The organism is Agromyces sp. Soil535 (assembly GCF_001428255.1).
Taxonomy (GTDB): Bacteria; Actinomycetota; Actinomycetes; order Actinomycetales; family Microbacteriaceae; genus Agromyces.
This window is the reverse complement of sequence record NZ_LMRW01000024.1, coordinates 289,760-314,310: the sequence shown is the minus strand read 5'-3', so window position 1 is coordinate 314,310 and position 24,551 is coordinate 289,760. Positions and strand designations below refer to the sequence as shown.

Below are 24,551 nucleotides of genomic sequence, written 5' to 3'. Positions count from 1 at the left end.
CACGGCGCGCGCCCGCCGGTCGCGGCATCCATCCACCGAACAAGAGAAGGACGACATGTCGAACCCTACGTCCCCGCCCGCCACCACCACCCAGACCGGTACGCCCGTCGCGAGCGACGCGCACTCGCTCACGGTCGGCGCCGACGGCGCGACGGTGCTGCATGACCGGTACCTCGTCGAGAAGCTCGCCCAGTTCAACCGGGAGCGCATCCCCGAGCGCATCGTCCACGCCAAGGGCGGTGGCGCGTTCGGTCGCTTCGAGGCGACCCACGACGTCTCGGCCTACACCCGCGCGGCGGTGTTCCAGCCCGGCGCGGAGTCCGAGACGCTGCTGCGCTTCTCGTCGGTCGCGGGCGAGCAGGGATCGCCCGACACGTGGCGCGACGTCCGCGGCTACTCGCTGAAGTTCTACACGACCGAGGGCAACTACGACATCGTCGGCAACAACACCCCGGTGTTCTTCATCCGCGACGCCATCAAGTTCCCCGACTTCATCCACTCGCAGAAGCGCCTGCCCGGATCGGGCCTCCGTGACGCCGACATGCAGTGGGACTTCTGGACCCTCTCGCCCGAGTCGTCCCACCAGGTGACCTACCTCATGGGCGACCGCGGCATGCCGAAGTCGTGGCGCGAGATGCAGGGCTACGGCTCGCACACCTACCAGTGGATCAACGCCGCCGGTGAGAAGTCCTGGGTCAAGTACCACTTCCGTTCGCAGCAGGGCGACCTGCACCTCGACGCCGCGACCGCGGAGGCCATTGCGGGCGCCGACGCCGACTTCTACCGCCGCGACCTCCACGAGGCGATCGAACGCGGTGAGTTCCCGAAGTGGGACCTGTTCGTGCAGGTCATGCCCTACGAGCACGCGAAGTCCTACCGCTTCAACCCGTTCGACCTCACCAAGGTGTGGCCGCACGCGGACTACCCGCTGATGCCGGTCGGCACGCTCACGCTCGACCGCAACCCCCAGAACTTCTTCGCCGAGATCGAGCAGGCGGCGTTCTCCCCGGCGAACACCGTGCCCGGGATCGCGATCAGCCCCGACAAGATGCTCATGGCCCGCGTGTTCAGCTACCCCGACGCGCAGCGCTACCGCGTCGGCACGAACTACGCCCAGCTCCCCGTGAACGCGCCGCACGCGGCATCCGTGCACAACTCCTCGCAGGATGGCGCCGCCCGGCACCGCTTCAACGCCCCGACCGCCCCGGTGTACGCCCCGAACTCGTTCGGCGGCCCGGTCGCAGACCCGGCGCTCGCAGCCGAGGGCGGATGGGAGGCCGACGGCGCGCTCGTGCGCAGCGCCTCCACGCTCCGGGCCGACGATTCCGACTTCGGGCAGGCCGGCACGCTCTACCGCGACGTGTTCTCGGCCGAGGCGAAGATGCGCTTCCTCGAGACCCTCTCGGGCCAGGCGAACGCGATCACGATCGACGACATCCGCGAGCGCTTCTTCCAGTACTGGACGAACGTCGACGCCGGGCTCGGCGCGGCGCTCCGCGAGGCATATGCGGCCGGCGTGATCGCCGACGCGCCGGAGGAGCCCGAGGCGGCCGAGGACGACGAGGCGGCGTAGTTCGAGGCGCCGACTCCCGCGGGAAGGGTGCCCGGGTCGCGCGATCGGCGCGGCCCGGGCGCTCCGCCCGTCAGCCGCTCTGCGACGTCGTGTCCCCGGGCATCTGCGGGAATTCGCCGTCGCTCGGGGGCACGCCGTCGCGGAAGCCCGGCCCGTCGTCGATCATGCCGCGGGTCGGCACGCCGAGCAGGCCGTCGAACAGCGACGCCGCGTTGCCGGCGATGAACCCGCTGCCGAACGCCAGCACGGCGATGAGCACGGCGCCGACGACGAGCACCCAGACGCGGCGGTACCAGGGCACGTGGTCGGCAGGTGGGGCGCTCGGCGCGGATGCGTCGGCGCTCGGCTGGAACGGCTGGGGCGGGATGGGGTGGGTGGGAGCGGTGGCGCTCATGCTCGATCCTCCGGGAAGATGCGGGGCGGGTCCCCGCGCCTCTTCGCAGCCTCGGGCCCGCCGCTATGAGCGCGCCCTCAGCGCCCGATGAATCCGCCCGGAATCCGGATGCTCCGCGGCATCCGCCGGGGTGCTCTCAGCGCTCGATCGCGGTCGGCACGGCATCCGGCTTGCGCCGCGACCGCGTACCCGCGACGATCAGGATCGCGAGCGCCGGGAGGCCGAGCGCCAGGTGGAAGACGTTGTCGATCGGGCCGAGCGGGATCGCCACGGCGGTACCGAGGAAGAGACCGTCGGTGAACCATCCGAAGACACCGAGTGCCGTGTATCCGATCGCGATCGCGGTGACGAAGAGCCGTGCCACGACCGGCGGGCCGAACCACCCGGCGTATGCGGCGACGAGCGCCGAGACGAGGTGCAGCGCGCTGTGCGCCCAGTCTTCCGCCAGCCGATGGTCGAGCGCCTTGGTGACCACTGGGTAGGCAGTGAACACCGCGAAGACGACCGCGGCGACCCTGCAGTAGGTCCGGTACATTCGGCGAGCATGGCACAGCCGGGTGCGCGCAGTCGAGACCCCCGTGGGTGAAGTCTGCGCTACGCCTCGACGAGCGCGCGCTGCACGACGCTCGTGAAGAACCCGAGGCCGTCGACACCCGACCGCATCGCGGCGGCCGTGTCGGGTCCGAAGCCGGGCTCGACCGCGTGCTCCGGGTGCGGCATGAGGCCGACCACGTTGCCGCGGGCGTTCGCGATGCCCGCAATGTCGCGGAGCGAGCCGTTGGGGTTCACGTCGACGTAGCGGAAGACGACCCGACCCTCGCCCTCGAGGCGGTCGAGGGTGTCGTCGTCGGCGATGAAGCCGCCCTCGCCGTTCTTCAGCGGGATCGTGATCTCCTGTCGGGCCTCGAACCCGCTCGTCCAGTCGGTCGACGTGTTCTCGACGCGCAGCACCTGGTCGCGGCAGATGAACGAGCCGTGGTCGTTGCGGATCAGGCCGCCCTCGAGCAGGTGCGCCTCGGTGAGCATCTGGAAGCCGTTGCAGATGCCGAGCACGGGCATGCCCCTGTTCGCGGCATCCACGACCTCGGTCATGATCGGGCTGAGCGAGGCGATCGCGCCGCAGCGCAGGTAGTCGCCGTAGCTGAAGCCGCCGGGCAGGATGAGCGCGTCGACGCCCTCGAGGTCGTGCGAGCCGTGCCAGAGGGCCACGGGCTCCGCACCCGCGAGCCGTACCGCACGCTGCGCGTCGCGGTCGTCGAGAGAGCCGGGGAAGGTGATGACGCCGATGCGCATGGCAGCCGGCCTCAGTGCGTCTCGCCGGCGGGCGCCACGTAGCCCTCTTCGGCGTGCTCGGCCGCCGCGTGTGCGGCTTCCTCGGCGAGCTCGACGTTGGACTGCTCGTAGTGGATGCCCACGACGTCCTCGATCACCGCGTTCGAGAGGATCTCGTCGGCGATCTGCTGCACGCTCGCCTTCAGCGCGTCATCGATGGGACCGTCGACGGTGAGCTCGAAGCGCTTGCCGATGCGCACGCCGGTGAATCCGGTGTGGCCGGTGCGGGCGAGGGCGCCGGCGACGGCCTTCCCCTGGGGGTCGAGCAGTTCGGCCTTGGGCATCACTTCGACGACGATGGTGGGCACCGCGGGTCTCCGTCCGGTGTCGAGGGGTGGATGCCTCGATTCTATCGGGCGCTGTGGGCGCCCTTGTCGATGTCGGAGGGTCGGGTTACGGTCGAGGACATGGCCTTCATAGAGGCCCGGGGGCTCGTCAAGCGTTACCACGTGCGCAAGGCGCCACCGGTCGAAGCGCTCGCCGGCGTCGACCTGTCGGTCGAGCAGGGCACCGTGCGCGCCCTCCTCGGCCCCAACGGCGCGGGCAAGACCACTGCCGTCAAGGTCTTCACGACGCTGCTCGTGCCCGACGAGGGCACCGCGACGATCGGCGGCGTCGACGTGGTGCGCCGCGGCGACGAGGTGCGCCCCATCATCGGGGTCTCGGGCCAGTACGCCGCCGTCGACGAGGACCTCACCGGATTCGAGAACCTCGACATGGTGGGCCGCCTCTACCACTTCCCCGCCCGTGAATCCCGACGCCGGGCGCACGAGCTCATCGAAGCGTTCGAGCTCAGCGAGGCGCAGAACCGACCCGTGAAGGGCTTCTCCGGCGGCATGCGGCGCCGCATCGACCTCGCGGGTGCGATCTTCTCCAAGCCCGAGGTGCTGTTCCTCGACGAGCCGACGACGGGTCTCGATCCGCGCAGCCGCATCGGGATGTGGGAGATCATCCAGGGCCTCGTCAGCGAGGGCACGACGGTCTTCCTCACGACCCAGTACCTCGAGGAGGCCGACCGGCTCGCCGACGCGATCTCGGTGATCGACGGGGGGCGCGTCATCGCCGAGGGCACGGCCGACGAGCTGAAGGCGCAGGTGGGCGGGCAGCAGATCGAGCTCACCGTCGTCGACCCGGGCGACGCCGAGCTCGTGCTCGCGGTGCTCGCGCGGCACGGAGCATCCGAACCCCGCACCTCCGACGATGGGCGAACGCTCACCGTCGGCGTCACCGAGGGCCCGCGCGCCCTCGAGTCCACGCTCGCCGAGCTCAATGCGGCCGGGGTGCGCATGCATGACGCGGGCATGCGGCGCCCCACGCTCGACGACGTGTTCCTGAGGCTCACCGGCCACATGGCCGAGACGGATGCCGCAGCCGACCAGCCGGCGCACGAGCGGGCGGGGGCGGGCTCATGACGACGATCGCGCGGCCGGCGGCATCCGCTCTGCGACGCCCGAGCGGGCTCAGCACCTGGTACACCGACGGATGGGCGACGACGAAGCGCAACCTCATCAAGATCAAGCGCGTGCCCGACGTGCTCGTGTTCACGACCCTGCAGCCGATCATGTTCGTGCTGCTGTTCACGTACGTGTACGAGGGCGTGATCGACATCCCGGGCATCAGCTACACCGAGTTCATCATGGCCGGCATCTTCGCGCAGACCATCGTGTTCGGGTCGACGTGGTCGGGATCGGCGATGGCGCAGGACCTGAAGAACGGCATCATCGACCGCTTCCGAACCCTTCCCATCAGCCACTCGGCGGTGCTCATCGGCCGGACCAACGGCGACCTGGTGATCAACTCCCTGTCGATGGTGGTCATGATCGTCACGGGTCTGGTCGTCGGCTGGCGCATCACGACGAGCCTGTGGGAGGGGCTCGCCGGTGTCGCGTTGCTGTTGCTCTTCGGCTACGCGTTCTCGTGGGTCATGGCGTTCCTCGGCATGAGCGTGCGGAGCCCCGAAGTCATCAACAATGCCGCGTTCATCATCCTCTTCCCGCTGACCTTCCTCTCGAACGCGTTCGTGCCCGCCGACACGCTGCCCGAGCCGCTGCAGACGTTCGCCGAATACAACCCGGTGTCGGCTCTCGTGCAGTCGGCGCGCGAACTCTTCGGCAACGTGCCGCCTGGCATGCCCGAACCCGAGGTGTGGCCGCAGCAGTACCCGATCGCCGCAACGCTCATCGGGATCGCCCTCATGCTGATCGTCTTCGTGCCGCTCTCGATCCGCAAGTTCGGTCGGGTGTCGACCAGGTCGTGAGCGCAGCGGGCGAGCGGCCCGAACGGCTCACGGCTTCGGACGCGTCGAACATCACCATGGATTCGCCTGACCAGGTGAACGCCTTCCTGATGGCGGGCGTCCTCGCGTCGGGCGGACCCGTCGCGCCAGACGGCTCGGTCGACCTCATGGCCCTGCGGTCGGCGCTCGCCGAACGCCTCACCGCGGCGCCCAGGCTCAGCCAGCGGGTGCAGCGCGACGGCCGCGTGCTGGTGTGGGAACCGGTGAGCCCCGACCTCACGCACCATGTGCGAGCCGTCGATCCGGTCGACGGGCTCCTTGGGCTGGAGGCGCTCTGCGCGCGGCTCATCGTGACGCCGCTCCCGTTCGACCGCCCGCTCTGGGAGCTGCTCATCGTTCCCGGCGTCGCTTCCTCGAGGGCGGGCATCGTGCTTCGGATCCATCACGCGATGGCCGACGGCATCGCCGCCGTCCGGCTCGCCCAGGCGCTCATGGATCCCGTCGTGCCGGTGAGCGGCGGTGACGCCCATGCCGCCGATACCGCCGCCACCGCACCCGAGCGTGCTCCGGCCCGTGGGCCGTCGGTGCGGGCACGACTTCGCACTCTCGCATCGGGTCTCGAGCGCACCACGACGATGTTCCGAAGACGGGTGCCGCGAACGGTGCTGCTCGGCCGCATCGGACCGCGACGGGGCGTCGCGTTCGTCGACACGGAGCTCGCCGCGCTGGACGCCGGGGCCGACACCGCCGGAGCGACCGTGAACGACGCACTGCTCGCCGCCGTCGCGGCGGCCACGACGTCCGCGCTCCTCGCTCGCGGGGAGCGCGCGCCGGCAACCCTCCCCGTGAGCGTGCCGGTCGCCCTGGGCGACCGCGGCAGGTCGGGCAATGCCGTGGGCGTGATGCTCGTTGCCCTGCCGGCGCACGAGGCCGATGTCGCCCGGCGCGTGCGTCGCGTCGCCGAACTCACGCGTGCCGGCAAGCAGGACGCGCGTTCGCGCGGCACATTCGAGTTGACTCGAACGCGGCTCGGTGCGTGGGCGTTCATTCGACTCGCCCGCCACCAGCGGCTGATCGTCGCGTTCGTCACGAACGTGCCCGGCCCGCGGCATCCGCTCGCCTTGGCCGGTGGGCGCTTGGAGCGACTCTGGCCGGTGTCCGCGATCCAGGGGAACGTGCGGCTCGGCGTCGCCGCGATCTCGTACGACGGCGTGCTTCGCTGCGCCGTGCACTGCGATGCCGACGCGCTCGACGCCGAGGCGTTCGCTCGGGCCCTGCGTGAAGAGCTGATGCGGATCGCCGCGCTCGCCTGAGTGGCGATCCGCACGCACCTTGGGGCGACGATGATCGCGAGGTCGCCGCATCCGTTCAGCGGCGGAAGATCGCCCTCACGACCACGGCGACGCCGATGAGCGCGGCGATGCCCACCGCGATGACGAGCCCCGGGCTCTCGCGGTAGCGCGCCTGCACGTAGGTGACGCCCTCGTCGGCGGCGCTCCTCGCGCCCGAGAGCGCCTCCTTCGCCTGCGCGGAGATCGCCTCCGTCGCATCGGACGCCGCGGCGCGCACGTCGTTGATGACGTCGCCGACCACCTCGGCCACCTGCTCCTTCACGTCGGACGCGCCGTCGGAGATCACGTCGGCGGTCTCGCGTGCGGTGTCGCCGACCACCTCGGAGACGTCCTCGGCAGCCGCCTCGGTCGTACCCGCCACCCTGTCTGCGGCGTCGCGTGCCGCCTTCGTCGCGTCGGCGATCTTGCGGTCCGTGTCGGTCATGGTTCCACCCTTTCGTCGTGCGATGCGGTCATCGTACGTCCGCTGCCCCGGACGCCGCCGAAACAGTGTCCGGGGTTGCACGGCGGCCGGGGTGATGCTACCGCGCGCCAGGCGCCCGAGGATCAGGCCGCCGGGCATCGCGATGACGAGCCGGCTCGCTCGGCGGGCACCCCCCGGAAGCGGTACTTGCCGCGCCGACGGGTGGAGAGGAGAGTTCGGGCCAGTCCATGGCTCCGCCAACCCGAGGAGGTCGCCATGCACCCCGCAACGCCCCCGCTCAGCATGCTCACCGTCACGATCGCCCTCGCCGGACTGGCGGGCGGGCTGCTGTTCGCGGTCACCGGCCCGTCAGGGCCCGCGCACGCCGATTCCGTCATCGTGGTCGACTCGACATCGCAAGCGCTCGGAGAACCTGGATGCACGTTGCCCGAGGCGATCCTCGCGGCGAACCACGACGCGAGCGTCGTTCCCGACCCGATCGGCAACGGCGGGTTCATCGACACGCAGTGCGCGGCCGGCAGCGGGATCGACGTGATCGAGCTCGCACCAGTGACCTATGCGTTCAGCGAGATCATCGACGACGCCTCCAACCATCTCGGACCGACGGCGACGCCGTTGGTGACCTCGGCGCTCATCATCGAGGGCAGGGGAGCAGTCATCCAGCGCACGGGTACCGCGAACTTCCGTGCGTTCGCCGTCGGTCCGACCGGCGACCTCGACCTCCGCGAGGTGCACGTGAAAGGCTTCGCCGCGCGCGGTGGCAACGGCGGCAACCGTGGTGGGGGCGGGGGTCTCGGCGCCGGCGGGGCGATCGCCGTGCATGAGGGCGCGCTTCTCGTTCAATGGAGCACGTTCGAGGCGAACAGCGCCACGGGCGGCGATGGCGGCGATCGGAGCGACATCGGCGGTGCCGGTGGCGGCGGCGGCGGCGGCCTCGGCGGTTGGGGCAGCAGCGATGGTGGCGGCGGGGGTGGCGCCCGCGGGCACGGTGCCTCTGGCGGAGGCATCGGCAACAACGGCGGGGGTGGCGGCGGAACGGTCTTCGATGCCGGCCCCACGCAGTTCAGGGAAGCTCCGGGCGGGTACCGCTGCGGCGGTGACGGAGCAGTGCTGAGCATCGCCGACGAGTTTCTGGTCCGAGCCGACGGAGACGACGCCGGGTGCGCGGGCGGCGGCGGTGGCGGTGGTGCCAACGGCACCTTCGGCAGTGGAGATGGCGGAGCCGGCGGCTACGGCGGCGGTGGCGGCGGTGGGGCTTGGGACGACGGCGACGGCGGACCTGGGGGCTTCGGCGGCGGTGGCGGCGGAGCCGCGGCCGACCTCATCGACGGCTGCGGCTATTGCGGCGGCAGCGGTGGTGGTGGCGGCTTCGGCGCGGGCGGCGGGGGTGCACCCGGTGGGTTCGTGTTCGGCGGGCCCGGCGACGGCGGAACGTTCGGCGGCGACGGCAGCGAGCTGTACGGCGGTGGCGGGGCGGGCCTCGGCGGCGCGATCTTCGGTCACAGCGCGACAATCACGGTGAGCAACAGCACGTTCACCCACAATTTCGCGGTGCGGGGGGTCGCGGGCGAGGGCGGCTTCGACGACGACGGAGCACAGAACGGAGCGGATGCCGGTGGCGCGATCTTCACTGTCGGGGGCACGCTCGCCGTCACGAACTCCACGATCGCGGGCAACGAGTCGACGGGCGACGGCGCGGGTGTCGTGGTCTACAAGCCGACGACGGGGGAGGCGACCTCGCTCGTGCTCCACAACGCGATCATCGCGGGCAACACGGGACGCGACGAGTGCTTCGTGCTCGGCGGCGTCGCGACGTCCGGATCAAACAACCTCGTCACGCCGCACGCGACCGACGCGCGCACGCCCTGCCCGGCGATCACGCAGACGGCCGACCCCGAGCTCGGCGCGCTCGCGCTCAACGCGCCGGGGCGCACGCCGACGATGGCGATCGGTGCGCTGAGCCCCGCGGTGAACACGGGCAATCTCGCCTTCGCTCCGCTCGACGACCAGCGCGGCATCGCCCGCCCGCAGTTCGGCTCGGCTGACATCGGTGCCTACGAGTTCGAGGGCGGCGCAGATGTCACGGCCCCGCGCGCCGCGCCCGCGATCACCTCGGGCAGCGGGCTCGACGGGTGGAGCACGACCGACGTCACCGTGAACTGGGGCTGGAACGACGGCGTCGGTAGCGCGGGCATCGACCCGGAGCTGTGCACCCTCGAGTCGACCTCGACCGGCGAGGGGAGCGCCATCCTGTTGACGGCGACGTGCACCGACCTCGCCGGGAACGTGAGCACGGCGGAGTTCACGGTGAAGGTCGACAAGACCGCGCCCACCGTCACGTGCGACCCGGCGCCGACGTACGTGGTCGGCGGCACACCGACGACGGGGCTTTCGGCGACGGTGACCGACGCACTGTCGGGCCCGGCGTCGTCACCCGTCACCGCCGAGGTGGTCGCGACTGATCTGGCCGAACCGGGGGTGTTCGAGAAGTCGCTCACGGGATCCGACGTTGCCGGCAACACGATGACCGTCGCGTGTCAGTACGTCGTGGCGTACGACTTCCTCGGCTTCCTGCAGCCGGTGCCGCAGAGTTCCTACAAGCGCGGGTCGACCATTCCGGTGCGGTTCCAAATCGGCGACGCGAGCGGGCAGCCGATCAGCGATACGGCCGCCGCGGCTCTCGTCTCGCCGACGTGCCTCGTGTTCGTCACCCTCGACGGGCAGACCAAGGGATGTGCGACGTACAACGCCGTGTCGAACACGTTCCAGTTCGACGTGAAGACGTCGAAGGCGCTCGCGTCCGGTGATCACACGGTCGGCATCCTCGTACGCACGGTCGACGGCGACATCGTGAACACCGACTCGACGACGGTGCGGTTGCGATGACGGACGAATGACGGCTACGCCAGCCCCGCCCGCTCGGTGAGCACGGTCCTCAGCGTGTCCCGCGTGGTCTCGAGCCCGCGGTGCACCTCCTCGAAGCTCGTCGAGAGGGGCGACAGCCCGAGCCGAAGGCCGCCGGGATCGCGGTAGTCGGGGATCACGTCATGCTGCCAGAGGCGGGCGATGACCTCGCGCATGGCAGGGTGTTGGAGCGTGACGTGCCCGCCGCGCTCGTCGGGGTCGACGGGGGACGCGAGGGTGACGCCGAGCGGCGCGAGCCATTCGTCGGCGACGGTGATCGCGAACGACGTGAGCGCCACCGACTTCGAACGGATCGCGGCGATGCCGGCCTCCTCGATCATCGCGAGGCTCTCCTCCATCGCGATCATGCCCACGATCGGCGGCGTGCCGCTGAGGAAGCGACGGATGCCGGCGGCAGGCCTGTACTCGGGCCCCATTGCGAAGACGTCGGCCGTGCCCATCCACCCTTGGATCGGCTGGGCCAGCGCGCCCTGCAGGTCGTCGCGCACGTAGGCGAAGGCGGGGGATCCGGGTCCGCCGTTCAGGTACTTGTAGGTGCAGCCGACCGCGAGGTCGAAGCCCCAGAGGTCGGCCTTCACCGGCACCGACCCGGCCGAGTGGCACAGGTCCCAGAGGATGAGCGCGCCGGCGTCGTGTGCGATGCGCGTGAGCTCCTGGGCCTCGGCGATGTAGGCCGAGCGGTAGGCCACGTGACTCACGACGACGAGCGCGGTCTCAGGACCGACGGCCTCGGCGAGGTGCTCGGGCGTCACGCCCGAGGCGGTGTCGACCTCGATCCACCGCAGGCGCATGCCGCGCTCGCGGGCGATGCCCTCGAGCACGTAGCGGTCGGTCGGGAAATTGTCGCTGTCCACGACGATCTCGCGGCGGGCGGGGTCGCGGGCGTGCTGCGCGTCGACGGCGGCGCGCGCGAGCTTGTAGAGCAGCACCGTCGTGGAGTCGCCGATCACGGTCTGGCCGGCCTTCGCCTCGATGACGGCCCGCCCGATGCGGTCGCCGATCTCGAACGGCAGCTGCATCCACGACTCGTCCCAGCCGCGGATGAGCCGACCGCCCCACTCCTCGCGGAGGAAGCGCTCGACCCGCTCGATCGCCGACGCCGGCGGCCGGCCGAGCGAGTTCCCGTCGAAGTACACGAGGTCGGTCCCGGCGCCGACGAACCGCTTGCGGTAGTGGGCGAGGCCGTCGGCACGGTCCATCCGTCGGGCGTACGCGAGGTGCGGATCGAGGGTCACAGGGCCTCCAGGTCTTCCGTGGGCACGATGTACGCGGCCGCGAGCCAGGCCGGCAGGTCGTCGATGGCCGATGGCGGCACACCGGGCACGAACGTCGCGATCCCCTCGGCACGCTCGCGCCGTGGCCAGGGGTCGGTGATCGACGCGAGCAGGTCGGGGGCCCCGAGGCCCGCGGCGGCGAGCAGGCCGAGCTCGGCGGGGTTCACCCCGAGCGGCTGGTCGCCGTTGCCGAGGTCGGTGCCGTAGAGCACCCTTCCCCCGGCCTCGCGGAAGCGTCGAAGGTTGTCGAGCGCCCGCTCGGAGTCGGGGGTGATGGTGCCGTAGCCGGTCACGAAGAGCGTGGAGATCCAGCGCTGGCCGATCGCCACCGCCCGCGCGATGAGCACGTCGTCGAGCAGCTCGGTGAACGGCGTGTGCGCGAGCGCGTCGACCCCTGCCTCGACGGCGAGGCGGGTCATCCCGTCGCCCTCGACATGCGCGACCACGGGCAGGCCGCGCTCGTGCGCCGCCCTCACGATCGCGTCGAGGGTGGCCCGGTCGAACACGGGTCCGACGTCGGCGTTGAGCGCGACCTTGATGACGGATGCCCCGAACGCCTGCTGCTCGCTCACCGCCGTCTCGGCGGCGCCCGGGAGGGCCGACCGGCCGTTGCCATGCTCGGGCTCCAGCTCGCGCGCGCATCCGTCGGGCGCCCAGGGGCGGCCCACGGGGTAGCCGCCCGGAGCCGTGAGGAACGTGCCGGCGAAGTCGGCGCGGGGCAGGCCGTCGGCGTGGCGGCGCGCCGCGACGAGGTGGAGCGGCGCGCCGAGGTCGACGACGCCTGCGAGCGCGCTGTCGGCGAGCGCGCCCTCGCCCACGATCATGAGGTGCACGTGGTGGTCGACGAGCGGCGGCAGCATCGTGCCGGTCTCGCCGGGGTGGTCGCCGTTCAGGGAGCGCCGCACGGCCACGGCGAGCGGGCCGAGGTCGAGCCCGTCGGCGGGCTCGTCCCAGGGATCCCTGGGGGAGGCGGGCGTGCGGGGCTCAGCGGCGTGCGACATCCGTCATCCCGGGATCTCGGTGCGCACGGCGTACAGCTCGGGGAAGAACGTGAGCTCGAGCGCGCGCTTCAGGAACGGTGCGCCGCTCGACCCGCCGGTTCCGGTCTTGGAGCCGATGATGCGCTCGACGGTCTTCAGGTGGCGGAAGCGCCAGAGCTGGAAGTTGTCCTCGAGGTCGACGAGCTCCTCGCAGGTCTCGTAGGCGGCCCAGTGCTCCTCGGGGTTCGCGTAGATCGAGCCGAAGATCGGCACCAGCTCGGGCTGGAAGGTCCAGGCTTGCGTCACATCGCGCTGCAGCACCGATTCCGGGATGGGATAGCCCGAACGCGCGAGGAGTCGCAGGAACTCGTCGTAGAGGCTCGGCGTCTCGAGGGCCGTCTGCAGCATGGCGTGGGCCGAGGCGTCCGTCTCGAAGACCTGCAGCATGCGCGCGTTCTTGTTGCCGAGCACGAACTCGACCGCCCGGTACTGGTACGACTGGAACCCGCTCGCGTTGCCGAGCACGCCGCGGAACTGCGCGTACTCGGTGGGGGTGAGGGTGGCGAGCACCGACCACTGCTCGGTGAGGGTCTTCTGGATGTGCTTCACGCGGGCGATGCACTTGAGCGCGGGCGCGAGCTCGTCGGCGCGCAGCAGGTCGCGCGCGGTCTCGAGCTCGTGCAGCACGAGCTTCAGCCAGAGCTCGGTGGTCTGGTGCTGGATGATGAACAGGAGCTCGTCGTGGTGCTCGGGCCGTGAGATCGGCCGCTGCGCCGAGAGGAGCGTGGGCAGGTCGAGGTAGCCGCCATAGCTCATGCGATCGCTGAAGTCGGTGACGACGGATGCCTCGATGCGGCGGATGTTGCCCGAGACGGGCTGCTCGGGTTCGGCGTGTTCGGCGGGTTCGGCCACAGTGCCAGCCTAGCCGCGGGCCTTGGCCCCGCTCGTCGCGAGCGGACGAGCGGGGCCGAGGGGTTCGCGGATGCGAGGCGGATGCCGCGGCTCAGCGAATCGCGGTGCGCCGACCCCGGAGCGTCACCGCGATGATCGCCGCGACGACGGCGAGTCCGGCCGCCCCGATGTACACGACCGAGAACCCGCCGGCGAGGGCGGCCTCCGCTGTGGCGCCGTCGGTGACCAGCGTCTCGGTGCGAACGGTGGCCAGGGTCGCGAGCACGGCCATCCCGAGCGCGCCGCCGATCTGCTGGCTCGTGTTCACGAGGCCGCCTGCGAGTCCGGCCTCGCCGCCGTCCACGCCGTGCACTGCGAGCTGCGTCGCGGTGACGAACGCGCCCCCGAGCCCGACGCCGATCGCGAGCGTCGGACCGAGCACGTGCACGAGGAACTCGGCGTCGGCCGGTGCTGCGGCGAGCCAGGCGAGACCACCCGCGAACACGAGGAGGGATCCGGCGAGCACCGGTCGCACGCCGAATCGGGCGACGACGGGCGGCACGACGCCCGCGACCAGCACGAGCGCGACGGCGAGCGGGAGCTGCGTGAGGCCGGCGCCGAGTGCGTCGAGGTGCATGACCTCCTGCAGGAACACGGAGAGCGCGAAGAAGAGGGCCACCATCGCGCCGCCGAGCAGGAGCATCACGAGGTTTCCGGCGGTGACTGAGCGGTTGGCGAAGGTGGCGAACGGCACCAGGGGGTCCTTCGCGCGTCGCTCGATCACCACGAACGCCGCACCGAGCACGACCGCGGCCGCGAGGAGGCCGAGCACGAGGGGATCGGCGAAGCCGAGCTGCTCGGCGCTGGTGAGGCCGGCCACGAGGGCGACCAGCGCGGCGGTGATCGTGGCTGCGCCGGCGAGGTCGAGGCGGGAGGGCGCGCCTGCCGCGTCGCGGCGCACGAGGAACGGGATCGCGACGAGCACCACGACGCCGACCGGCACGTTCACGAAGAACACCGCCTGCCAGCCGAACGTCGCGGTGAGCACGCCGCCGAGCAGCACGCCGGCGGCGCTGCCCGCCCCGGCGACGGCGCCCCAGATGCCGAGGGCGCGTGCGCGATCGCGGGTCGAGGTGAAGAGCCGCGTGACGAGGGCGAGCGATGCCGGGGCGAGGAGCGCCGCCGACGCGCCCTGGAGCGCGCGGGCCAGGAGCAGGATCTCGCCGGTGGCGGCGAGCCCCGCGAGCGCCGACGCGCCGAGGAACGCGGCCGTGCCGACGAGGAAGACCCGCCGATGCCCGAACCGGTCGGCGAGGCGTCCGCCGAGCAGCAGCAGGCTTCCGAACGGCAGCACGTACGCCGTGATGACCCACGCGAGGGCGGCGGGCCCGAGGCCGAGGTCGGCGCCGAGGGTCGGGATGGCGATGTTGACGATCGACGCGTCGAGCACGACGAGGAACTGGGCGAGGGCGAGGGCGCCGAGCGCCCACCAGCGTCGGGCGTGCTCGGCCGTGGTCGGCGGAGTCGTGGTTGGCTGGGGCGCGGCGGGTCGCTGCGGGGCGGCAGACGCGAGGCGGTCGGTGTTCATGGGTGGATCCTTTCCTTGGTTGTGAGTGATTAGTCAGTCACTGATTGGAGCAGAGAGAAGCGCCGACCGGAGCAGGTCGGCGGTGTCGGGCTACGCCGTCGGCGCAGCGAAGGCGGGGTGGCGGATGCCGGCGGCGAGGGTCTTGGCCCAGGGCTCGGTGGCCTCCTCGAGGCCGAGCGTCACCACGAGGTGGCACAACTGGCCGAAGGCGATGAAGCGCTGCACCGCGGCATCCGTGGCTCCGGAGCGCGTGGAGGCGAACTCGGTGACACGGGCGTAGCCGCGCCGGAGCGCCGCCGAGATCTCGGGGACCTCCACCGCGGATTGCGCGTGCACCTGCAGCATGAGCAGCGACCGATCGGAGATGAGCTCCGCGTAGGCGCCGCCCATGGCGTCGAGCACGCCGTCGGGCGTGTGATCGGTCGTGGCCTCGGCGCCCCGGCCGAGCGCCCCCACGACCCGGTCGAAGCAGGCGTCGAGCGCCCCGACGAACAGCTGCTCCTTGCTCGGGAAGAGCTTGAACACGTACGCGGAGGAGATGCCCGCCTCCGCGGCGACGTCGGCGACCGTCGTGCCGCGATACCCGGTGAGGGCGAAGGCCGCGATCGCTGCGTCGATCACGAGCGGGCGGCGTTCGTCGGCCGTGGAGAGCTTGGTTCGCATATGAGTGACTGTACACTCACTCTTTCCCGTGCGCAACCTGCTGACCGTCCTTGCACCACGGATGCATCGCGACCGCACCCTGTTGCGCGCAGGTGCCCAGCGGTCGCCGAGGCACCCCACGGACCGGGCGCGGCGGGCTCCCCCTGCCCGGTCAGACCGGCGTGTTGCCCGCCGCGCCGCTTCCCTCTCCCCCAAGAGGGCCGGTCGCCGTCGGTTCAGATGAAACGGAGGCGACCTTCCGAATCATACCTGATCCGAGGCGTACAGTGAACACGTGAACCCGGCCGCATCGCCGCGTCGCGATGCGCGACGCAACCATGAGCGGCTCCTCGCCGAGGCGAGGATCCTGTTCGGGGAGCGCGGCATCGAGGCTCCGCTCGATGAGCTCGCCACCCGGGCGGGCGTCGGCGCCGGCACGGTCTACCGCCACTTCCCCAACCGCGACGCCCTCGTGCGCGAGTTGTACGACACCGCCGTCGGCGACCTGCACGGCTTCGCACCCGAGATCCTGGGGGCCGAGTCCGGTTGGCGCTCGGTCGAGCTCTACCTCGAGCGACTCGCGGCCTGGGTCGCCGAGTCGCCCTACCTGCCCGCCGTCATGCGCCGCGTCGCGGAGCTCGATCCCGACTACAAGCCGGGCGCCGAGTTCGAGGATGCGATCAACGGCCTGGTCGCGCGAGCCCAGGCCGAGGGTGCACTGCGCGCCGACGTCACCGCCGTCGACCTCAGCGTGCTCGTCGACATGCTCGGCTCGGTCGGCCAGTACGGCGGCGCCTACCTGCCGTACTGGCGGCGACAGCTCACGATCGTGCTCGACGGGCTGCGCGCCCGACCCGGCCTCACGCCGCTGCCGGGCGACGGCCAGGCGTTCGACGAGTTCCACGACATGTCGCACCAGAAGGGTCCCCGGCCGGCCGCCGACTGACTGCTTCCCGGCCGGCCGCCGACTGACCGCTCCCCTGTCCCGAACTGCGGATATACGATCCGCCACCCCGATCGTCCGCGTCGAACGGCGGCGCGGCCGATCGTATACCGCCATGTGGGGCACGGGTGTCGGCCGGCGCGCGACTGGGCGCGAGCTTCAGCCGACGGATGCCTCAGCGGTGCGGACCTCGACGACGTTCGCCCATGGGTCGTCGAAGGCGAGCGTGCGCCCGTCGTCGCGCGTCGCGACACCGTGGTGCGACATCCGCTCGCCGAGCTCGCCGAGGTCGTCGGCGCCCGACACGACGATCTCGACCTTGCCGAGCCCGAGCGCGCGCCCTCGCCGGCCGGCGCCGGCGCTGTTCCACGTGTTCATCGCCATGTGGTGGTGGTAGCCGCCCGCCGACACGAAGAGCGCCGAGGTGCCGAGGGTCGCGGTCGTCTCGAACCCGAGGCGGTGCACGTAGAACTCGCGGGCGCTCGCGATGTCGCCGACGGAGAGGTGCACGTGGCCCACCACGGCGTCGCCGAGCCCGAGGCCGGATGCCGCGGCATCCGCGGCGCTTTCGGTGAGGTGGTCGCGCAGGTAGCCGTTGGGGTCGAGGAAGACCGTGGCCATCTCGATCCGCCCGTGCGTCCAGCTCCAGGTGGAGCGGTCGCGGTCGAAGTAGAGCTCGACGCCGTTGCCCTCGGGGTCGGTGAAGTAGAAGGCCTCGCTGACGAGGTGGTCGGCGCTGCCGGTGAACGTGCCGGGGTACTTCGCGGCGACGGAGGCGATCGCGGTCGCGAGCGCCTCGCGCGAGTCGAAGAGGATCGCCGTGTGGAAGAGGCCCGCGCTGTGGGGGCTCGCGTGCCTCAACTCGGGAGCGTGCTCGAGGATCACGATCGGGGTGGTGCCGCGTCCGAGCACGGCCACGGGGCCGTCGTGGCTGAGCAGCTCGAGGGTCACGCCGTCGCGGTAGTAGCGGATCATGCCGTCGAGGTCGCCGACCCGCAGGGTCACGGCGCCCATGCCGGTGTCGGCGGCGAGCAGGCCGCCCGTCGGGAGCTCATTGGTTGTAGTCACAACTAATTGTAACGGATGCCGCGGCGCCGCTATTCCGTCACGCGCAGGCGCTCCGAGGCGACGAGCCACACCCCGTCCTCCCGCCGCAGACCGAGCGTCGTCTCGAACCGCACCTCGCGACGCCGGCCGTGCACCGGACGCGCGGTGAGCACGTCCATGCTGTGGCAGAACGCGAGGTCGCCGCAGACGCTCACGGTGAGGTCGCGCACGCGGTGGTCGATGCGTCCGGCGAACCGGTCGAACCAGTCGCGGAGCCATCCGACGGTGTGCGCCTCCCCGGCGTGCGGGCTGAGCGGCGGCGCCACGCCGAAGGTCACGACGCCCGCCGCGTACCGTGACGCGAGGTACTCAGCATCGCGCGAGCGGATCGCCGCCGCGCGCTTGCTCACGAGCCAGGCGACCTCGGCGGAATCCACCACGAGGTCGGCGAGCTGCAGGAATCCTGACATGCGTCCTCCTCTGGCGCCCGGGTGGCGCCGTCACAGGGACGACGAACGGATGGGGCCGGAATCGACCGCAGTCGCGATGACGGCTCAGGCGCCGGTGGTCAGCCGATCGAGCAGAGCGCGATACCGCTCGACGGTCTGCTCGACGATCTCGTGCGGAAGCGCCGGCGGCGCCTCGAAGGCCGCCTGGTCCCAGTTCGCGGCGAGCCAGTCCCGCACGATCTGCTTGTCGAAGCTCGCCATGCGCACCTCGGGCGTCGCGCCGGTGAGGTACGCCTCGAGGTCCCAGTAGCGGCTCGAGTCGCTCGTGAGCACTTCGTCGGCGAGGGTAACGATGCCGATCTCGCGGTCGGCGCCGAACTCGAACTTCGTGTCGGCGAGGATCAGCCCACGCGCCTCCGCGATCTCAGAGGCATGAGCGAAGATCTCGAGCGAGAGCTCCCGCAGCTGCGCGGCCACGGTCTCGCCGACGATCTCGACGGTGCGCTCATACGAGATGTTCTCGTCGTGCTCGCCCATCGGGGCCTTCCACGCGGGCGTGAAGATCGGCTCGGGGAGCCGGTCGCCGTTCGAGAGCCCCTCGGGCAGCGGGACGCCGCCGATGGCACCCGTGGCCTGGTACTCCTTCCAGCCGCCACCCGTGATGAAGCCGCGCACGACGCACTCGATCGGGAACATGTCGAGCGTGCGGCACAGCGCCGCCCGGTCGACGACCTCCGAGGGAATGGCGGGCACGTCGAGCCGGTCGTCCTCGGCATAGGCGAGGTGGTTGGGCACCTCGGGCAGCTGGTCGAGCCACCAGCGCGTGAGCGTCGTGAGCATCGCGCCCTTGCCGGGGATCGCCGGCTCGAGCACCTGGTCGTACGCGCTCACCCGGTCGCTCGCGACCACGAGCACCACGCGCGACAGGTGCAGCGGGTCGCCGGTCCAGGTGTCGTCGTCGTCGAGCGCCCTGGTGGGCACGTACAGGTCGCGCACCTTGCCGGAGTAGACGAGCGTCCAGCCGGGAAGGTCTACGGCGTCGTTCATGCGTTCGGCTCCCTCACTCCGCGACGCGCGCGGCGATGTCGGTGCGGTACTGGCCGCCATCGAGGCGCAGGCGCCCGAGCGCCTGGTACGCACGGCGGCGCGCCTCGGCGAAGTCCGATCCGAGCGCGACGACGTTGAGCACGCGGCCACCGGTGGCGATCAGCGGCGGCACGGCGTCGGCGGGGTCGCTCGGTCCGATGGCGGTGGCGGCGTGCGCGATGTGCACCCCGGGCACGGATGCCGCGGCGTCGAGTCCCTCGATCACCCGGCCGGTCTCGGGCGCCTCGGGATAGCCCTCGCTCGCGAGCACCACGGTGACCGCGGCATCCGGGCGGAACTCGGGACGCGGCAGCCCGCCGAGCCCGCCCGTGGCGGCGGCGAACAGCAGGCCCGAGAGCGGGGTCACGAGCCGAGGCAGCACCGCCTGCGTCTCGGGGTCGCCGAAGCGCGCGTTGAACTCGATGACGCGGATGCCGCGGGGCGTGAGGATGAGGCCCGCGTAGAGCAGCCCGATGAACGGGGTCTGCTCGGCGGCGAGCCGGTGGATCGTGGGCAGCGCGATCGTCTCGATGACCTCGTCGACGAACGCCTGCTCGCTGCCGAAGTCGCGGTCGAGCCACGGCAGCGGCGAGTACGCGCCCATGCCGCCGGTGTTGGGGCCCTGATCGCCGTCGCGCAGGCGCTTGTAGTCCTGCGCCGGCGAGAGCGGCAGCACGTGGGTGCCGTCGGAGAGCAGGAACAGCGAGACCTCCTGGCCGTCGAGGAACTCCTCGACGAGCACCGGCCCCTGCTGCAGGTAGTGCGTGGCGTGCGCGAGCGCGGCGTCGCGGTCGGAGGTCACGAGCACCCCCTTGCCGGCGGCGAGCCCGTCGGCCTTCACGACGTACGGGTCGCCGAACTCGTCGAGCGTGGCCTCGACCTCGGCGAGCGTCTCGGCGAGCGTCGCGCGCCCGGTGGGCACGCCGGCGGCCTCCATGATGCGCTTCGCGAACGTCTTCGATCCCTCGAGGGCGGCGGCCGCCTTGCCGGGCCCGAACACGGCGATGCCGCGGGTGCGTAGGGCGTCGGCGACACCCGCGACGAGCGGCGCCTCGGGGCCGACCACGACGAGCTCGATGCCGTTGTCGATGGCGTAGTCGGCGACCAGCACCGGGTCGGTGGGGTCGAGCGCGATCGTCGTCACGCTGCCGCGGGCCGACGACGTGGCGGATGCCGCGATGCCGGTGTTGCCGGGGGCGGCGATGAGCTCGTGGCCGGCCTCCTCGTCGAGGAGCGCGAGGATGATGGCGTGCTCGCGCGCGCCCGAGCCGAGGACGAGGATTCTCACTGGTTCAGGGTATCGGATGAGCGCCGCGCAGCCCCGGCTGCGGGTCGCTGAGAATGTCGGCTCCCGAGCGTCCCCGATCTCGGCGGGCTCATTGAACTCTTTGGTTCAGTATGAGATACTGAACCAAATGGTTCAATGACGAGAAGTTGAAGGGATTGCCATGAACAAGGACACCGCTCTCGACGCCGTCGCCCGGTCATCCGTCGCCGAAGCGCACCCCAGGTCGCTCGCTCGGAGACTTGGTCGGCCGGGGATCGTCGCCGCGACGGTTGTGGCTGCCGTCCTGGTCAACCTGCTCATCTACACGCTCGGCCGCGCCGCAGGAGCCACGTATATGTTCACCGCCGCGGGGCAGCCGGCGGAAGTCGACGCGATCACCCTCATCGGGTTCACCGCATTGCCGCTCGCCGTGGGGATGTCGATCGCGGCGACCCTGTCGCTGTGGTGGAGGTGGGTCATCCCAGCCGCCCTGATCGTCGCACCCGTGCTCGAACTGGGGTCGGTCCTCCCGATGATCCTGCCGAGCGATCACGAGACGGCGAGCAAGGTCGCGCTGGCGCTGTGCCACGCGGCGCTCGTGCCGGTCTCGATCGTGGGGCTGCGCGCGATCCGGTCGCTCGGGCGGAAGGCGCCGCGCGCCTGAAGGGCGACATTCGGTGTCGCGGGCCGGGCGCCGCTCCATCCTCCCGCACTGCGGGAGGATGGAGGCATGGCACGGGCACGCATCGACGACGGATTGGGCCGGGCGGCGTTCGCCACGGTGCGGGCGATCGGCGCGGGCATCGAGGGCGGTGCGGATGGTCGCGCGCTCGCGGCATCCGTCGATCGCACCACGCTCGCGCTCGCCGTGCGGTACTCGCTGCAGCTGCTCGCCGAGCAGGCGCCCGGTGGCACGGTCGAGGTGCGGGTGCCGCCGTACGCCGCCGTGCAGTGCGTCGAGGGCCCCAAGCACACGCGCGGCACGCCGCCGAACGTGGTCGAGACGGATGCCGCGACGTGGCTCGCGCTGGCGGCGGGCGACCTCTCGTGGGTCGACGCGCGCGCTGCCGGCAGGGTGCACGCCTCAGGCCAGCGTGCCGACCTCGCGGACCACCTGCCGGTGCTGCCGGCGTAGCGTGAGCGATCGGGACGCGGCGCGCTCGCCGACTGGTGGGACAATGGAGGCGTGAGCGACACCCCCGAGCAGCCCCAGCCCGACGCCGAATCCGGAGACGGGCCGGTCGTGCCGTCCGAGTTCGGGGACCTGGGGGTCTCCCACGGCACGGTGGCCGATGCGGACACGGAGATCTCGGTCAGCCGGGACACGGCGGTGGTGCGCCGCGCGCCACGCTACGGCCGCTTCATCACGCTCGGCGCGCTCGTGGGCGCGGTCGTGGCGCTCATCCTGACGTTCGCGTTCTCGGGCCAGCCCGAGCAGCCCGAGGTCGCCCTCGGATTCGACAGGGGACAGGTGTTCGGGTTCCTCCTGCTGTTGTGCGCGACAGTGGGCGCCGCGCTCGGCGCCGCCGTCGCCCTCCTGATCGACCGCCTGTCGGCGCGGCGGGCGAAATCCGTCACCGTCGTGCACGAGTCGACGCACCACGTCGACGAGTAGCCGTCGACTTCGGCCTGTGGGCTGTGTCGCACGCTCGGCCCTCTCGTGGCGACGCGCTCAGCGCAGGCTGAGCACCGCGTCGGCGAACTCGCGCGGCGCCTCCTGCGGCAGGTCGTGCCCGATGCCCGGCAGCTCCCGGAACGCGTACGGGCCGGTGAACTGCCTGCGGTCCTCGGCGCCGCTCGGACCGCCCAACCCGTCGGCGCCGCTCTCGAGCACGACGGTCGGCACGGTGATCGGCGGTTGCGCCGCGACGGCCGCCTCGATCGCGGCGTATCGCGGGTCACCGTCGACGAGGCCTGAGCGGTGCCGGTAGGAGTGGATGACCACGTCGACGAAGTCTGGGTTGTCGAGGCTGGGCGCGCTCGCGCGGAACGCCGTCACGGCATCCGCCCACTCGGGCGACCAGGTCGTCCACAGCAGCTCGCAGAGCTCGTCGCGGTACCGCTCGAGACCCCGCCGGCCCGCCTCGGAGTGGAAGTAGTACTTGTACCAGTACGTGCGCTCCCACTCGGGCCGGGTGGGTTCCTGCGCGAACGCGGCGTCGAACACGTTGTAGCCGCCGACGGACACGAGGCCGGCGACCCGCGACGGATGCAGCGCTGACACGATGCACGCGGCGCGTCCGCCCCAGTCGTAGCCGCCGACGATCGCCCGCTCGACGCCGAGCTCGTCGAGCAGGTCGAGCAGGTCCTGTGCGAGCGCGCCCTGTTCGCCCGAGCGCATCGTCGCGGCATCCGTGAACCGAGTGGGGCCGAAGCCCCGCAGGTAGGGCGCGATCACGCGCATGCCGGATGCCGCCAGCATCCCGGCGACGTCGTCGTACGCGCGCACGTCGTAGGGGAACCCGTGCGACAGCACCGCGACCGGCCCGTCGGGCGGCCCGGCCTCCTCGTAGGCGATCTCGAGCACGGGCGTGCGGACGCTGCCGCGGCGAGTGAACCCCATCACGCCAGTCTGGCGCAGCCCGCCGACGCCGAACTCAGCTGAGCTGGGTCTTCTCCACCCACCCGAGGTACTCCTCGGTGACCGTGCCGGTGACGTAGTCGCCCGTGAAGCACGACATGTCGAGCTGCTCGATCGGGGTGCCCTGGGTGATCGCCGCCTGCAGGTCGGCGACCTCCTGGTAGATCATGTGGTCGGCGCCGAGCTCGCGGGCGATCTCGGGGATCTTGCGGCCGTGCGCGATGAGCTCCTGCCGGCTCGGCATGTTGATGCCGTAGACGTGCGGGTAGCGCACCGGGGGAGCGGCCGACGTGAAGGTGACCTCGTTGGCGCCGGCGGCGCGCGCCATCTCGACGATCTCCTTGGAGGTCGTGCCGCGCACGATCGAGTCGTCGACGATGAGCACGTTCTTGCCCTTGAACTCCATGCCCATCGCGTTGAGCTTCTGGCGCACCGAACGACGGCGCTGCGCCTGGCCGGGCATGATGAACGTGCGGCCGACGTAGCGGTTCTTGTAGAAGCCCTCGCGGTACTCGATGCCGAGCTTCTGCGCCACCTGCATCGCGGCGGGCCGCGACGAGTCGGGAATGGGCATGACGACGTCGATGTCGCCCTTGTCCATGTGCGTCTCGATCGTCGTCGCGAGGCGGTTGCCCATGCGCAGGCGCGCCTCGTACACCGAGATGCCGTTCATGATCGAGTCGGGTCGGGCGAGGTAGACGTACTCGAACGAGCACGGCACGAGGCGCGGGTTCGGCGCGCACTGCCTCGACACCATCTCGCCGTCGAGCGAGATGAAGATCGCCTCGCCGGGTTCGACGTCGCGAACGACCTCGTAGTCGCCGTTCTCGAGCACGAGCGACTCGGATGCCACGATCCACTCGACCTTGCCCGCGTCCGTGGTGCGCTTGCCGAGGATGAGCGGGCGGATGCCGAACGGGTCGCGGAACGCGAGCAGGCCGTACCCGGCGATCATCGCGATGACGGCATACGAGCCCTCGACGCGTTCGTGCACCAGCTCGACGGCGCGGAAGACCTGGTCGGGGTCGAGCTCGAGGCCCTTGATCTGCCCCTGCAGCTCGGTGGCGAGCACGTTGAGGAGCATCTCGGTGTCGCTCGTCGAGTTCACGTGGCGGCGGTCGATCGAGAACAGGTCGCCCGACAGCTCGCGCGTGTTCGTGAGGTTGCCGTTGTGCACGAGGATGATGCCGTACGGCGCGTTCACGTAGAACGGCTGCGCCTCCTCCTCGCGCTCGGCGGCGCCCTTCGTGGTGTAGCGCACGTGGCCGAGGCCGATGTTGCCGAGCAGCGATCGCATGTCCCGGGTGCGGAACGCCTCGCGCACCTGCCCGCGCGCCTTCGTCATGTGGAAGACGGGGCCGTCGGCGGTGGCGATGCCGGTGGAGTCCTGGCCGCGGTGCTGCAAGAGGAGGAGGCTGTCGTAGATCTGCTGGTTGACGGGCTCGGTGGAGACGATGCCGACGATGCCGCACATGCGAGCGATGGCTCCTCGGGGGGGTGGGGTGATGCGTCCGAGCTGGACGATCCATCCTCCCACATGCGCGCGTGTGAGCCGCCTGAGCGAAGG

At 71.4% G+C, this 24,551-nt stretch carries 24 protein-coding genes and 1 pseudogene; 9 read left to right on the top strand and 16 right to left on the bottom strand.

Annotated features, from left to right (window positions below; all coding sequences use genetic code 11):
* The first annotated feature begins 55 nt into the window (after positions 1-55).
* Positions 56-1,573: a catalase gene (locus ASG80_RS16700; protein ID WP_056732702.1), complete on the top strand. Its 1,518-nt coding sequence runs from the start codon at positions 56-58 to the stop codon at positions 1,571-1,573.
* A 70-nt stretch (positions 1,574-1,643) separates the two neighbouring features.
* On the opposite strand, the gene ASG80_RS16695 is transcribed toward ASG80_RS16700, so the two are convergent.
* From ASG80_RS16695 to purS, 4 genes and pseudogenes are all read right to left on the bottom strand, one after another.
* A complete protein-coding gene (locus ASG80_RS16695) occupies positions 1,644-1,967 on the bottom strand; it encodes a hypothetical protein (RefSeq protein ID WP_056732700.1) in 324 nt (107 codons plus the stop codon).
* Positions 1,968-2,103: 136 nt separating this feature from the next.
* Positions 2,104-2,502, bottom strand: coding sequence for a hypothetical protein (locus tag ASG80_RS16690; protein WP_056732697.1), 399 nt, complete (start codon positions 2,500-2,502; stop codon positions 2,104-2,106).
* A 59-nt stretch (positions 2,503-2,561) separates the two neighbouring features.
* The gene (purQ, locus tag ASG80_RS16685; RefSeq protein WP_056732696.1) at positions 2,562-3,260 is read right to left on the bottom strand and encodes a phosphoribosylformylglycinamidine synthase subunit PurQ; all 699 of its coding nucleotides are present in this window, start codon (positions 3,258-3,260) and stop codon (positions 2,562-2,564) included.
* Positions 3,261-3,373: 113 nt separating this feature from the next.
* Positions 3,374-3,607 (bottom strand): annotated as a pseudogene (purS, locus tag ASG80_RS16680) (phosphoribosylformylglycinamidine synthase subunit PurS); the annotation flags it as partial.
* A gap of 99 nt (positions 3,608-3,706) precedes the next feature.
* Between purS and ASG80_RS16675 the strand changes: the two are divergent.
* Genes ASG80_RS16675 through ASG80_RS16665 form a run of 3 tightly spaced genes read left to right on the top strand, consistent with a single transcriptional unit; the run spans position 3,707 to position 6,848 of the window.
* Positions 3,707-4,711: an ATP-binding cassette domain-containing protein gene (locus tag ASG80_RS16675; protein ID WP_056732691.1), complete on the top strand. Its 1,005-nt coding sequence runs from the start codon at positions 3,707-3,709 to the stop codon at positions 4,709-4,711.
* Positions 4,708-5,556 carry an ABC transporter permease gene (locus ASG80_RS16670; RefSeq protein ID WP_056732689.1) on the top strand — a complete coding sequence of 283 codons (849 nt, stop codon included), beginning with the start codon at positions 4,708-4,710 and terminating at the stop codon, positions 5,554-5,556. The genes ASG80_RS16675 and ASG80_RS16670 overlap by 4 nt, the downstream gene beginning before the upstream one ends.
* Positions 5,445-6,848, top strand: coding sequence for a wax ester/triacylglycerol synthase domain-containing protein (locus ASG80_RS16665; RefSeq protein ID WP_255355607.1), 1,404 nt, complete (start codon positions 5,445-5,447; stop codon positions 6,846-6,848). Before ASG80_RS16670 ends, ASG80_RS16665 begins: the two co-directional genes overlap by 112 nt.
* Before the next feature lie 55 nt (positions 6,849-6,903).
* Here the strand turns inward: ASG80_RS16665 and ASG80_RS16660 are convergent, their stop codons facing one another.
* On the bottom strand, positions 6,904-7,311 hold the full coding sequence (locus tag ASG80_RS16660; RefSeq protein ID WP_056732685.1) for a hypothetical protein: 408 nt from the start codon (positions 7,309-7,311) through the stop codon (positions 6,904-6,906).
* Positions 7,312-7,566: 255 nt separating this feature from the next.
* Between ASG80_RS16660 and ASG80_RS24185 the strand changes: the two genes are divergently transcribed.
* Positions 7,567-10,197: a choice-of-anchor Q domain-containing protein gene (locus ASG80_RS24185; protein WP_056732683.1), complete on the top strand. Its 2,631-nt coding sequence runs from the start codon at positions 7,567-7,569 to the stop codon at positions 10,195-10,197.
* 14 nt (positions 10,198-10,211) lie between these two features.
* Here ASG80_RS24185 and ASG80_RS16650 read toward each other — a convergent pair whose 3' ends face one another.
* From ASG80_RS16650 to ASG80_RS16630, 5 genes are all read right to left on the bottom strand, one after another.
* Entirely contained in the window at positions 10,212-11,435 is a 1,224-nt protein-coding gene (locus ASG80_RS16650; protein WP_082590545.1) for a kynureninase, read from the bottom strand.
* Positions 11,436-11,467: 32 nt separating this feature from the next.
* Positions 11,468-12,511: a hypothetical protein gene (locus tag ASG80_RS16645; protein WP_235508362.1), complete on the bottom strand. Its 1,044-nt coding sequence runs from the start codon at positions 12,509-12,511 to the stop codon at positions 11,468-11,470.
* A gap of 3 nt (positions 12,512-12,514) precedes the next feature.
* Entirely contained in the window at positions 12,515-13,351 is an 837-nt protein-coding gene (gene kynA / locus ASG80_RS16640; RefSeq protein WP_056732924.1) for a tryptophan 2,3-dioxygenase, read from the bottom strand.
* Between the two features lie 142 nt (positions 13,352-13,493).
* Positions 13,494-14,969, bottom strand: a complete 1,476-nt coding sequence (locus ASG80_RS16635; RefSeq protein ID WP_056732678.1) for a DHA2 family efflux MFS transporter permease subunit — start codon at positions 14,967-14,969, stop codon at positions 13,494-13,496.
* A 90-nt stretch (positions 14,970-15,059) separates the two neighbouring features.
* Positions 15,060-15,632, bottom strand: coding sequence for a TetR/AcrR family transcriptional regulator (locus ASG80_RS16630; RefSeq protein WP_056732676.1), 573 nt, complete (start codon positions 15,630-15,632; stop codon positions 15,060-15,062).
* A 274-nt stretch (positions 15,633-15,906) separates the two neighbouring features.
* Between ASG80_RS16630 and ASG80_RS16625 the strand changes: the two genes are divergently transcribed.
* Complete coding sequence (locus ASG80_RS16625; RefSeq protein ID WP_056732674.1) at positions 15,907-16,557, top strand: TetR/AcrR family transcriptional regulator; 651 nt, start codon at positions 15,907-15,909, stop codon at positions 16,555-16,557.
* Between the two features lie 156 nt (positions 16,558-16,713).
* Here ASG80_RS16625 and ASG80_RS16620 read toward each other — a convergent pair whose 3' ends face one another.
* The 4 genes from ASG80_RS16620 to purD form a co-directional block, all read right to left on the bottom strand.
* Entirely contained in the window at positions 16,714-17,568 is an 855-nt protein-coding gene (locus tag ASG80_RS16620) for a VOC family protein (RefSeq protein ID WP_056732921.1), read from the bottom strand.
* Positions 17,569-17,651: 83 nt separating this feature from the next.
* Positions 17,652-18,071: a nuclear transport factor 2 family protein gene (locus ASG80_RS16615; protein ID WP_056732670.1), complete on the bottom strand. Its 420-nt coding sequence runs from the start codon at positions 18,069-18,071 to the stop codon at positions 17,652-17,654.
* An 84-nt stretch (positions 18,072-18,155) separates the two neighbouring features.
* Positions 18,156-19,097 (bottom strand): phosphoribosylaminoimidazolesuccinocarboxamide synthase, encoded by a 942-nt coding sequence (locus tag ASG80_RS16610; RefSeq protein ID WP_056732668.1) that lies wholly within the window; start codon positions 19,095-19,097, stop codon positions 18,156-18,158.
* Positions 19,098-19,110: 13 nt separating this feature from the next.
* A complete protein-coding gene (gene purD, locus ASG80_RS16605; RefSeq protein ID WP_056732666.1) occupies positions 19,111-20,424 on the bottom strand; it encodes a phosphoribosylamine--glycine ligase in 1,314 nt (437 codons plus the stop codon).
* A gap of 160 nt (positions 20,425-20,584) precedes the next feature.
* On the opposite strand from purD, the gene ASG80_RS16600 reads away from it, so the two are divergent.
* From ASG80_RS16600 to ASG80_RS16590, 3 genes are all read left to right on the top strand, one after another.
* Positions 20,585-21,067 (top strand): DUF6069 family protein, encoded by a 483-nt coding sequence (locus ASG80_RS16600; RefSeq protein WP_200952598.1) that lies wholly within the window; start codon positions 20,585-20,587, stop codon positions 21,065-21,067.
* A gap of 66 nt (positions 21,068-21,133) precedes the next feature.
* A complete protein-coding gene (locus ASG80_RS16595; protein ID WP_056732664.1) occupies positions 21,134-21,538 on the top strand; it encodes a sterol carrier family protein in 405 nt (134 codons plus the stop codon).
* A gap of 51 nt (positions 21,539-21,589) precedes the next feature.
* Positions 21,590-22,018 carry a hypothetical protein gene (locus ASG80_RS16590; protein WP_235508361.1) on the top strand — a complete coding sequence of 143 codons (429 nt, stop codon included), beginning with the start codon at positions 21,590-21,592 and terminating at the stop codon, positions 22,016-22,018.
* 57 nt (positions 22,019-22,075) lie between these two features.
* Here the strand turns inward: ASG80_RS16590 and ASG80_RS16585 are convergent, their stop codons facing one another.
* Together ASG80_RS16585 and purF are read right to left on the bottom strand one after the other, a co-directional pair.
* The gene (locus tag ASG80_RS16585) at positions 22,076-22,966 is read right to left on the bottom strand and encodes an alpha/beta fold hydrolase (RefSeq protein WP_056732663.1); all 891 of its coding nucleotides are present in this window, start codon (positions 22,964-22,966) and stop codon (positions 22,076-22,078) included.
* Positions 22,967-23,000: 34 nt separating this feature from the next.
* Positions 23,001-24,458: an amidophosphoribosyltransferase gene (purF, locus tag ASG80_RS16580; RefSeq protein WP_056732660.1), complete on the bottom strand. Its 1,458-nt coding sequence runs from the start codon at positions 24,456-24,458 to the stop codon at positions 23,001-23,003.
* Positions 24,459-24,551: the final 93 nt, after the last annotated feature.